Annotated in this window: 8 protein-coding genes; 2 read left to right on the forward strand and 6 right to left on the reverse strand. The window is 35.7% G+C overall.

The features are described 5' to 3' along the window. Positions 1-104: 104 nt before the first annotated feature. A complete protein-coding gene (locus tag ACFVAD_RS00720) occupies positions 105-2,222 on the forward strand; it encodes an LTA synthase family protein (protein WP_386634865.1) in 2,118 nt (705 codons plus the stop codon). Positions 2,223-2,279: 57 nt separating this feature from the next. Here ACFVAD_RS00720 and ACFVAD_RS00725 read toward each other — a convergent pair whose 3' ends face one another. From ACFVAD_RS00725 to ACFVAD_RS00745, 5 genes are all read right to left on the reverse strand, one after another. Next, positions 2,280-5,510 carry a M14 family zinc carboxypeptidase gene (locus ACFVAD_RS00725; protein WP_386635354.1) on the reverse strand — a complete coding sequence of 1,077 codons (3,231 nt, stop codon included), beginning with the start codon at positions 5,508-5,510 and terminating at the stop codon, positions 2,280-2,282. Between the two features lie 168 nt (positions 5,511-5,678). Further along, a complete protein-coding gene (locus tag ACFVAD_RS00730; RefSeq protein WP_386634868.1) occupies positions 5,679-6,722 on the reverse strand; it encodes an acyltransferase in 1,044 nt (347 codons plus the stop codon). A gap of 103 nt (positions 6,723-6,825) precedes the next feature. Beyond that, positions 6,826-7,968 (reverse strand): non-hydrolyzing UDP-N-acetylglucosamine 2-epimerase, encoded by a 1,143-nt coding sequence (wecB, locus tag ACFVAD_RS00735; protein WP_386634871.1) that lies wholly within the window; start codon positions 7,966-7,968, stop codon positions 6,826-6,828. A 220-nt stretch (positions 7,969-8,188) separates the two neighbouring features. Further along, the gene (locus ACFVAD_RS00740) at positions 8,189-8,458 is read right to left on the reverse strand and encodes a hypothetical protein (RefSeq protein ID WP_386634874.1); all 270 of its coding nucleotides are present in this window, start codon (positions 8,456-8,458) and stop codon (positions 8,189-8,191) included. A 213-nt stretch (positions 8,459-8,671) separates the two neighbouring features. Next, positions 8,672-9,484 (reverse strand): SGNH/GDSL hydrolase family protein, encoded by an 813-nt coding sequence (locus ACFVAD_RS00745; RefSeq protein ID WP_386634876.1) that lies wholly within the window; start codon positions 9,482-9,484, stop codon positions 8,672-8,674. Positions 9,485-9,653: 169 nt separating this feature from the next. Here ACFVAD_RS00745 and tagU point away from each other — a divergent pair, with 169 nt between their 5' ends. Then, positions 9,654-10,601, forward strand: coding sequence for a polyisoprenyl-teichoic acid--peptidoglycan teichoic acid transferase TagU (gene tagU / locus ACFVAD_RS00750; protein ID WP_386634879.1), 948 nt, complete (start codon positions 9,654-9,656; stop codon positions 10,599-10,601). 44 nt (positions 10,602-10,645) lie between these two features. Here the strand turns inward: tagU and ACFVAD_RS00755 are convergent, their stop codons facing one another. Beyond that, the gene (locus ACFVAD_RS00755) at positions 10,646-11,416 is read right to left on the reverse strand and encodes a tyrosine-protein phosphatase (protein ID WP_386634882.1); all 771 of its coding nucleotides are present in this window, start codon (positions 11,414-11,416) and stop codon (positions 10,646-10,648) included. Positions 11,417-11,607 lie beyond the last annotated feature (191 nt).

Consider the following 11,607-nt stretch of genomic DNA (forward strand, 5'->3'; position numbering starts at 1 on the left):
TTCTTTACACTATACATTTTTTATATTATATTTAATCATGCGTTTATAGTTAATTTTTTGTAAATAATATTACATAACAAATGCTCGGAAGGAGTAATTTTCACATGAAAAGGAAAATCCGTTTACCAAGAGTTCCAACTTACAATGCATCGTCCTTACCCATCCTATTAATCATTAATTTAATTTTCTGCTCTTTCTATATACTCTTTGTTGAAGCGATATACCGCAACAGCTTTCCTAGGGCAATGGATTGGATTTTAAATTATTCCACAGAATATACATATGCAGTAGTTTTTATTTTTCCACTCTTTTTGGCACTGTTCTTTTTAAAGCCGATATTAAGAGCTATTTCATTTGCAATAATATCTCTCATAGTTTTAATACTGGCTTATGGAAGTTATGTAAAACAATTATTTCGTGGTGATCCCCTCTTACCATTGGATTTTATGTTAGCTTCTGAAGCAACTGCAATGAGTGAATTTTTCCCATCTGTACAGATAGTACCAATTACAATTGCTCTTATTTTCATAATAATATTCACTGTAGTCAGTTATTGTGTTCGCTTTACAGGTAAAAAGAAAGTTAAATATCCTATTTTCGCTTTTAGCATGATAAGCATCATATTATTTACATATTTTGAAATCCAGAATCCCATCTTCTTTCAAACGATAAAGACCAAAGTCAATATTACAACAAACGAACAGGACCAGAAATTGAATTATACAGAAAATGGTTTACTATTAAGTTTTGTTAGAAACGTTAAAGGGGTCCTAAACGAAGAACCAGAGAATTACAACAAAACGGAAATTGCAAAAATAATTAACCAATTTGATAAGAATAAAAATTCGTATCCCGAGTCCCTGCCAAACATCGTTATCATTATGAGTGAAGCTTTTTGGGATCCAACCAAACTAAACGTGGAATATGATAAAGATCCTTATCCTTATATAAGGAGTTTAATGGAGGAAAATATCTCTGGGGAAGTTTTAACACCGGTGTTCGGGGGCACAACTGCTAATACCGAGTTTGAAGTACTTACGGGAATGTCCACTCATTTTCTTCCATCTGGGACAATACCATACCAAACACATATAAATCAGCCAATTTCGGCACTTCCTAACATTTTAAGGAGTCATGGATACGAAAGTACAGCTATTCATACGTATCATAACTGGTTTTACCAACGAGATAAGGTATATCGATATATGGGTTTCGATAAATTCTTAAGTATTGAATTTATGCAGGACCCTGAAGTGGATATGATGTATTTCCGAGATACCACTATAAACAATTCCATTTTATATCAACTAGAGTCTAGTGATGAGCCAAATTTCATTTATGCTGTGACGATGCAAAATCATGGACCATATAGGTCAGACGCTAAAAAGTATTACGGTTCCATGGAAATACTGGAGGAAGCCGGCTCTCAGAATAAAATTTCCAAGGAGACCAAAAACCTTTTGGAGTTTTATGCAGATAACCTTTATGATATCGACCAAGACTTTCAGAGGCTAATCCAGGAAATAGAAAGCTTTGAAGAAGATACAATCGTAGTGTTATTCGGGGATCATTTGCCCCTTCTAGGTGATGACTATCAAGCATACCGGGAAACCGGTTACTATAATGGGGGGAAAAGTTTTGAAGAGCACAAGAAAATGTACTCTACTCCCCTTTTAATTTGGGATAATTTCACTGACAGAAATGAAGAGGTGGAATTGAGCACGAATTACTTGGGTGCATATATTTTGGAGTTAGCTGGAGTCTCGGGTAACTATCTTACAGATTTCTTAAATAAGGAACGGAATAACGGTAACTCCATAACACCTAGATTTGACTTTTTAACTGAGGAAGAGAGAGATAGTGCTTTTCTGAAGGAGTACGAATTATTACAATATGATTTGTTATCAGGTGATAGGTTTGGAAGAAAAGATCTACCTGACACATCAATAAGCACCAAATACAGATTAGGGAATATTGACCCGCATCTGGAAAAGATTGAATACTCAAAGGAAGACGGGGAAAACATTGTTCTTCTTACGGGTCTATATTTTACAAACAGTTCTGTTGTCTATGTTAACAACAAGCCTGTTGAAACCACGTATATAGATAGGAATACGCTAAAGATTTCACAAAAGGGCATTAAAAAAGGCAGCAAATTTAATGTCAAAATAGTGGATTCTGTAGAAACCATTCTAGCAGAAAGCAATACAATCGAGAAATAAGAATAAACCCACCTGGCATTATTTTACTAGGTGGGTTTTTATTTATGCATTTTCTTATCATCTATTGTCTTTATTTTGATATGCTTCCAATGCAAGCATCAGTCCGATAGAATCATTTTGGTTCCATATACGGTCAAAATGGTGTATCGGTACTGGCTGTTCATAAACATAAGGTGCGATTTCAGGAGTAAATCCCGGTCGTTTGTACTGTAATGTAAACCAATCCGAAAAGGCACCATCACCCGGTGTCAATTCAGGTGCAACAGCTCGATAACCAGTTTTACTGGCCATTCTTAATGCCAATTGATAGTCTCTGTCATATTGGGCTCCTGCCTGTTCATAAAACCAATAGATTAATTCTCCAGAGGAATGAAAGTCCATTAATGTTTTAAAATCTTTACCATTTACAAAGTTATAAACCGCAAGTGCTTCTGGTTCACTAAGCGGGTAAGAGCCCTTATAATCTTTATGGGATGGTTTGGCGGGACTGTTGATCCTCAGCCAGTTCGCAGGATACTGACGGTTCAAGTCAACTCCTCTTATATTTGCTTTCCATGCTGAAAAATCAGGATTATAATTATTTATTCTCAGTACCTGTTCCGGATTTTTCGCACTTGTATGACCTTCTTGAACTAATGTAACTCCATCTGGATTTATCATAGGAATGAACCAAATACTAGTGTTATTTAAAATATTTCGTGTATTATGGTAATCTATGAGTGTCCAATTTCTGTAGGAGGAAGCATAAGTTTCTAACATTTCCATGAGAAGGTTGGTTGTCATATGCTCTCTTGCATGCTGAGATCCCGAAAATAATATCTCGGTGTCCCCTTTTCCTAACTTAACCGCAAATATATTTCTTCCTTCTACTGATTTTCCTATTGAATGATAAGAGATTAGATCAGGATACATTAATTTCAATGCAGGAAGATCACTCATTAAATCATGATAGGAATAATTTTTTCTTGGATTAATTATTTTTGAATAGACTATTTCTGCGCCGCTTTTATAAATATATCCAATCCTACCTGAAAAATCGACTTCATACCAATCTCCATAGCTTGAAATAACTCCTATATGCATTCCTTTTTGAAGTACGCCAAATGGGGTTAAGGAATCATTCGTGTTATCATATATGGTAATGACATCGGTTAAGAGAATCTCCGTTTTTGTTGTTTGTTTATTATGATAATTCTTGGCCTGACTTCCATTGGACGGAACTGTAGCTTCTTTCCATACATATCCATTCTTGTTCCCTATTTTTATTCGATGCCAATCTCCATAATTACTAACCCTTTGATATTCTTGTCCCTCAGTTAAGGTACCCACGTGAACAAGCTTTCCATCCTTTTGTTCATATACGGAAACATTATCTTGTATAGCAGTAAAAAATTTATCGTGGTCAGAAAAACTTCTCCTAACGCCATCCTTGTAAATGTAACCTAGTCTATTACCTATATTCACGGCATACCAATCACCCATTATATAGAGTGAATGAAGCCTCTGTCCTCCGCTAAGTATAGCAAATGGGATTAGCTGTCCACTTGTATTATCGTAAACTGTTATCCTACCATTTATTGTAATAGGCAATTGAGCCGACATACTAGCATTCCCATTCTTAATGGAAAGTCCATCTGTAGGTTCGGTAGCATCTTTCCATACATATCCATATTCATTGGATATGACAATCTGATGCCAATCCCCATAATTTCGGATGCGCTTATATTCCTGGCCCATTTCTAAATAACCGCTGTGAATAAGTTGACCATTAACACTTTTATAAATACTTACACTTTTTTCTGTCGGAGAAAAATACATGTCATTGGTATCAAAGTCTCTTTTCAAACCGGTTTTGTATATATATCCAAATCTGCCGGCAACGTTTACCTCATACCAATCCCCCAATTTCCTGACGATTTGTACACGCTCATTTTCCTTTATGTACACATATGGATTTAAAGTTCCCGTTGAGTTATCGAAAACTGGCACTCTTTCTTTTGTAGTCATGGTTGTATTGCTATTTATAAGCAAAGATTTATTAGAATACGATACCTTATCAATCGGCTTTGTAGCGCCTTTCCATATGTAAGCAGTTCTATCGGCGAATGCTATTTCATGCCAATCCCCGAAATTTCTTATCCGTTCGTATTGTTGTCCCTCTATTAAGTTGCCTATCAATTTCAAACTACCATTTATACTCTGGTATATTGAAACATTTTCCTCAGTGGGAGTGAAAAAACTGTCATCATTCTTAAAATCTCTATCCACTGCTGTATAATAGATATACCCTAACCTGCCGCTAAAATGAACTGCATACCAATCGCCCATTACATGTTCGACAGGGGTTTGCATGCCTTCCAACATTGTAGCTATCGGTTTTAACACTCCATTTACGCTTTCATATAAGGTGGCATTCTGATTCAATTTAATCTGAATATCAGAAGGGTTTGAAGTATACATAACTACCGTTTCCCCACTATCTTCCACAGTACCTTCTACAGGTACGTAACCCAGACCTTCTCCAAATGCGATGACATGCCAATTGTCTTCTTGGTGCAGCCTTAAATATACTTCATTTTGTTTTAGGATTGCTTTTTGGTCACTTTCCAGGTCTTTGTCACTATAAACTATTGCCTGATCTTGCACCTTAAAATAATCGGTATTAAATATGCCTGATTGAAGATTGTCTTGATTGCCATCTACATCAGTTTGTCTATCAAGTTCAGTGTCTGTTGTAACATCCTCTGAAGGAATTATTTCTTTGTTTGAATCTTTTTGTTGTTCTACAACTGGAACTTCTTTCGTTTCTTCGTTTTCTTCGACTTCTTCAGTTTCAGCAGTTTCTAATTCAAGGTCCTTAATTTCCAGTGTTCCAATAATCCCTGCTACAGCAGCAATAATACGATCATCTTTTTTCATAATTGGAATCTCAAAACCGGAATAAAGTTCCCCTTTTAGCCCAGTCTCTTCATCTAACAGTATTGAATCTTTAATTATTTCCGTTGTATCTGTTGGAATAAAGGATTCAACAACCGTTTGATTAATTTCCGTTGTTTCTATGTATCCATCTGCCTCTGAATCGATAATTCCCATGGAACTTCCCCATTGGATTTCAATTGAACCCGTTGAGATTTTCAAAGGCTTAATAATGGAGCCCTCAAACAATTTCCCCATTAATTTTCCGCTAGAATCATATACTTCTACATCTGTTAATAGCTCTACGTACCCTGTACTCTTATTTGTATTGGCTTCAGCAGAGACCCCTATTGCTGTTATAAAGGGTGTCACAACCAATAGAAAACAGAGAATTCCATGTAAGTACTTATTAATTAAAATCCCCTCCTTTTTTGACTATCTTATTTTAGTATAAAAAACCTCAAAATAAAACACTTTCCAGTTAATCTAAAAAAATCAAAAACTCCAACCTATTATATAACCTAAGTTGGAGTTTTTATTTTATGGTACAAATCTCTTAATGACAGGTATCTTACTGAAAACATAAGTAATGATGACACTAACAATTAATACAAAAATAGTTATTAAGGGCACAGAGACCGCTGAATGAAAAGTATTTCTCAAAAAAGGGATAACACTATCTGCAAATACCATAATCACTAACATATGTACCAAATATATGCCGAAACTGAACGTACTGATTAGATTTAATCCCAATGGTAATGTTTGCTTTTTTAAAGTAGAGGCAATCCCTTTAATAAGCCAGAAGCTTCCCACTGCTGACAGAAGCACATTTGGCGATAAATACTCATACCAAAACTCTTGAAGTTGTCCATTATTATTTACAGTCGAGAAATAAGTAAGGAGGAAAGTAGCACTCATTCCTATAAACATGATAATAAATGCTTCTTTGATGTAAGCTTTTTTCAATTGCAGAGTAGAGAGATAATAACCCAATATGAAATAGCCAATATAATTAGTTACATGGAAAAGCTCCAGGTTCAGACTGTATCCGAAATAAAATTTTGTGAACTTCACTAGGACAGAAGCGTATAACCATAACAACAAAAAATATTGAAGATCCTTTTTTTCAGCTCCTCTTATGTAAATCTTTATTACCGGCACTGTCAAATACAACCCTAATATCATATACATAAACCAGAAATGAACACTAATGTTATTAGCTAAGAACAGTTGGAAAAATTCTTTAACAGAAAAATTGGCGTACCAATTTGCCACATATACTTGATACATATAATAAATAATTGACCAACCCAATAATGGAATGAAAATTTTACTCAATGTTTTATTTAAAAATGAACGATATTTTATTTCTCTTTGGTTATTCAGTAGTAAAGCACCGCTAATCATCACAAAAAGAGGTACAGACATTCTTGAGATGGCCTCATAGAAGTTCGTTGCCAACCAACTGGAGCGTCCATCAAAATAATTAATCGAGATCATTCCTGCAGAAATATGGATTACTACAACCATGACTGTTGCAATTACCCTTAGCCAATCAAGATAAACAATCCTTTTTGCCATTGTAATTTCTCCTGTACATAATTTATTTATGTAGAATCACTATGAAAAAGCTACTCGTTGCAGCTAAAGAGCTTTTCAATAAGTAGCTTTCCATCCAAGAATATTATCTAAATGAGTCTGGCTTATCTTCTTTTAAACCAAAGTGGAATTTTATCGCTTCCACAATTCTTCTAGATGCCTCTCCATCGCCATAAGGATTAGAAGCCTTTGACATTTTATCATATTCTTCTTTATTGTTAAGTAACTCATTAGATAGCTTGTAGATGGTTTCTTCATCAGTTCCAGCAAGTTTGAGTGTTCCTGCTTCAATACCCTCAGGGCGTTCCGTTGTATCCCTTAACACCAATACAGGTACTCCCAATGAAGGGGCTTCTTCCTGGACTCCGCCTGAATCCGTTAAGATGATGTGTGCTCTTGATGCAAAATTATGAAAATCGTAGACACCTAAAGGCTCAATCAGGTGGATTTTAGGATCATTGCCTATAATTTCATCCGCTACCTCACGAACTGCTGGATTTAAATGAACCGGATAAACAACTTGAACATCCTCATGTTCATTAACAAGCCTCTTTATAGCTCTAAACATATTTCTCATTGGATCACCAAGGTTTTCTCTTCTATGGGCAGTCAATAAGATTAATCTGTCATCTCCCAGACGATCTAATACCTCATGCTGGTAGTTATCTGATACGGTTGTTTTTAATGCATCTATGGCAGTATTACCAGTGATGAAAATATTTTCTGCATTTTTATTCTCTTTCACGAGATTTTCTAATGATTTTTCTGTAGGAGAAAAATGCAAATCTGCTATGATCCCGGTTATTTGTCGATTAACCTCTTCCGGGAATGGTGAATATTTATTCCATGTTCTCAAACCAGCTTCCACATGGCCAACTGATACTTGGTTATAAAAAGCAGCTAAACTGGCAACAAATGTGGTGGTTGTATCTCCATGGACTAACACTAAATCCGGTTTCACGTCTTTGATAATGGATTCCAAACCTTCCAAGGCTCTTACCGTAACACCTGTAAGAGTTTGTCTGTCTTTCATAATATTCAAATCATAATCTGGAGTAACATGGAATAATTCCAGTACCTGATCCAGCATTTCACGATGTTGCGCAGTTACGGTCACTATGGAATCAATTTGATCAGGGTGTTTTTCCAATTCAAGCACTAAAGGTGCCATCTTGATTGCTTCTGGACGAGTGCCAAATATAGTCATTACTTTAATTTTTTTTGTCATAACAATCACCTTCAATCGCATTATTATGTATTACCTTGAGTTCTTTTCTTTACATACAATAGCATATTGTTTCCTAATTAACAATTAACCACACAGCACCTGTTTACTTATAAAATGCTAAAGACTATTAAAGCGATTATTCTGTTTATAAAAAGGGTATAAAGCCTAGTAGATAAAAAATCATAATATTTCACGAGAGAACATAATATGTAATACAAAATTAAATAAGTGGGGCGATTGGGATGACAATAACAACCGTTACTGAAAAGATAAGGCCTTTTATGAAGGAATGCCTTTTTAATCTCCAACAGAACATTCGAAAATTAAATAAATCAAGCGACTGGGAAGAAACTAGTTTTTTATTGGATGCGTATTGGCTACGTCTTATTATCCTTTCCTGCTTAAGTCCCATATTCATGATTGTTCCTGCTATAGCTTTTAAACTCTCATCTGAAAGCTTCTCAATACTGGGATACATTCTATCTACCATTTTATTAATTCCATGGTTACTGATACCCGCACTCTTTATACAACATATTACCGCCCGATCAAAAACGGGGAAGATTCTTTCTTTCTCATATATTGGCATTCTATTAATTATCTTCATCCTGTGGATTTCAATAATCGACTTTTAAAAAGCCCAAAAAAACCTGCAAGGTAGAAGCAATGGTCACTTCTACCTTGCAGGCTATTCTTTTTAATGTCACTCTTCATTAATGAAAAGATTTGTAACATATTCTGCCCATATTTCGTGCCCTTTATCATTCGGTCCGGCATTTTCCGCCATTAGGAGGGCTTCTAATTCCGCTGATTTATGATCTTCAGGCCATACTTGCCAATGATTAATATATGTATATTCACTCTGTTCCACAAACTCACGAAACTTTTCTACGTCACGAGGATAATATTGACCTCCATGTAATGGATGCGCTGGTTGCAGGAACACGTGCAATTCAGGGTTTAGAGATTTAAAATCCTTAATGATCATTTCAATATGTTCTATAGATTGTTCTATTTTTATTCCAACAGAATTGTCCTTAATTAGAAATGGTTCCAATATTAGCAGATCTGGAGTCACTTCCAAATTTTCTGAGTGTAACCCTTCATTTAACACGGTATATGAAGAAGTATCCCTGATCTCCTTAACGGTAATATGAAATAAATTCCCATATGTATCTTCCATCTTTTCTTGAAACAACTTCGTCCAAGACTTGGAACCCATTGTATTAGCCTCAGAACCTAATATTAAAAGCTCTACTGTTTGTTGATTGGATGCCGCCTCTTCAATAAAGGAAGAAGTCCCAAATGGCAGGAATGCTAATCTTTCTTTCAATAACGGAACGATGTCACTTCCTGTCGTAACGGCTATATCACTCCCCTCTTCTACGGCAGATGCTTTTTCGTTTACAGCCGCCCCAACCGCTGAGGAGTTTTCTAGTTTCTCTTTCCAATGTAAATTTCCTAATACTAAAGTAATACTGCAAATAATAAAAATAATGAATGCTAGAATCCTCATTTATACCACCCCATTCCAAATATACTATTTTTATGTATTTTTTCAATAAATATTACGAAATTTGTCAAAATACAGAAGATTTTTTCACCATGAATTGTATTTTTGAACATTAGTGCCTTATAATAGGTTGATATATAACTAATTTTTTCACTTAAAGGAAGAGGATCATATGTTTAAAAAGAAATGGTTCATTGTTCTAATCAGTATTATTGGAATCAGTACAATAGGCGTAGGAATATTCGCTTTTACTGTTTATAAATCTTTGGAAAATGCTGCAGGCTCCATGCATACCCCGTTAGATCGGACATCTTCGGAAAAGCGTCCGGTAGAGGTGGATTTCAAAAAGAAGGATCCACTATCCTTTCTTATATTAGGGGTCGATGAAAGGGAAGATGATAAAGGACGCTCCGATTCGATGATTGTACTCACTGTCAATCCGAACGACAAGTCCATGCAAATGGTGAGTATCCCCCGTGATACGAGAACAGAAATTATCGGGAAAGGTTTCGAGGACAAAATCAATCATGCATATGCCTTTGGCGGCCCAGACATGTCTGTTGCCACAGTGGAAAATTTCCTTGATATCCCTATCGATTATTATGTGCAACTGAATATGCAAAGCTTCAAGGAAATAGTGGACGCTGTCGGGGGAATCAATGTGAACAACGAATTTGCCTTCAGCTATGGGGGTAACGATTTTCCAGAAGGACAAATAGAACTGGATGGGAATTCAGCTTTAAATTACTCAAGAATGCGATATGAAGATCCGAATGGAGACTTTGGAAGACAGAAAAGACAGCGAAATGTTATTCAAGGTGTGATTGATAAAGGAGCTTCTGTTTCCTCCATCACAAAATTCGATGACATTTTAGATATTCTTGGGAAAAATGTTCGAACCAATTTAACCTTCAATGAAATGGTAGATATCCAAGCAAATTACAAGGATGCACGACTCAACTTGGATCAGCATCAAATCACTGGTCAAGGCCAATATATCAGCAACGGTAGCCAAGAAATCTATTATCTGATAGTTTCTGAGGAGGATAGATCGGAACTATCAGGAAAGCTGAGAAATCACTTGGAGATCGAAGCAAATGAAGTTGCCAAGAATAACTAATAAATAGAGGTAGCCATTTTCAAATGGCTACCTCTTTTATATTTCTATTTCAATAATCCAAAGAGCTTCTTCTTTTTGATTCTTTCCGGAATCTCCTTCATGATAGTCTGTCCTTCTATTAGCAATTCAGCATTTTCCATCAGCATATACATGACATCCTGGCCGAATTCCTTGCGGATAACATCATACGCTTCCTTCATCATAAAGGTACGGTTCTTGATATTGTGGGCATCAGAGGCGATGAAGTGGACAAGGTTAGCTTCTATTAAATCCAAAGAAAACTTCTTGATTTTTTTCCCGAACTTTCCAGCTACACTAGCAGCAGTAACCTGGGTACAAGCACCTTTTTTTACAAGTTGATATAGTTTATCGGGAGACTCAATAAGCTCTGCATTACGTTCCGGATGAACAATAATCGGAATAAGACCCTTCATTTGAAGATCGTACACTAGCTTCTCTGTATACAATGGCACTTGGCTGGAAGGCAATTCTATAAAAATATATTTACTTGTGTTATTTAAAGTAAGCACTTCTCCGTTTTCATAATGCTCGATTATCTCACCGGAAATTCTGCATTCCTGTCCGGGTAAAATAGTTAAATCAATCTCTTCTTTTTTCAGGCGGCTGTTTAACTCTTCCACCTTCTCGAGAATCTCTTCTTTTTTATTCATATATTTACCATCATTATGATGTGGAGTTGCGACAATGGTAGTAATCCCCTGCTGAACAGCAGCTCTTGCCATCTCAATACTTTCCGTCATATGTTTAGCTCCATCGTCTACTGACGGAAGTATATGACAATGTATATCTATCATTAAAAATCCCCCAATTCAGAAATAGTTCTATTCTCCTATCCCTCGCATCTAGTCTAGTTTAAATACTATCACAGAATAAAGGATTGAGAAACGGGTGTAATTTGTCGAAATACGGTTTTATTATTATTTTAATCCTAATTTTACAATGTTTATTAGATAATAACGTTTTCTCAGAATAACAATATTGGATG

It is taken from the genome of Sutcliffiella sp. NPDC057660, from assembly GCF_042800035.1.
Lineage (GTDB): Bacteria > Bacillota > Bacilli > Bacillales > Bacillaceae_I > Sutcliffiella_A.

What these genes read in the sequence shown, in the direction of transcription:
- ACFVAD_RS00720 (WP_386634865.1), top strand. Translation starts at nt 105, where the DNA reads ATGAAAAGGAAAATCCGTTTACCAAGAGTTCCAACTTACAATGCATCG.
- ACFVAD_RS00730 (WP_386634868.1), bottom strand. Translation starts at nt 6,722, where the DNA reads ATGGCAAAAAGGATTGTTTATCTTGATTGGCTAAGGGTAATTGCAACA.
- wecB (WP_386634871.1), bottom strand. Translation starts at nt 7,968, where the DNA reads ATGACAAAAAAAATTAAAGTAATGACTATATTTGGCACTCGTCCAGAA.
- ACFVAD_RS00740 (WP_386634874.1), bottom strand. Translation starts at nt 8,458, where the DNA reads ATGGTAGATAGAATGTATCCCAGTATTGAGAAGCTTTCAGATGAGAGT.
- ACFVAD_RS00745 (WP_386634876.1), bottom strand. Translation starts at nt 9,484, where the DNA reads ATGAGGATTCTAGCATTCATTATTTTTATTATTTGCAGTATTACTTTA.
- tagU (WP_386634879.1), top strand. Translation starts at nt 9,654, where the DNA reads ATGTTTAAAAAGAAATGGTTCATTGTTCTAATCAGTATTATTGGAATC.
- ACFVAD_RS00755 (WP_386634882.1), bottom strand. Translation starts at nt 11,416, where the DNA reads ATGATAGATATACATTGTCATATACTTCCGTCAGTAGACGATGGAGCT.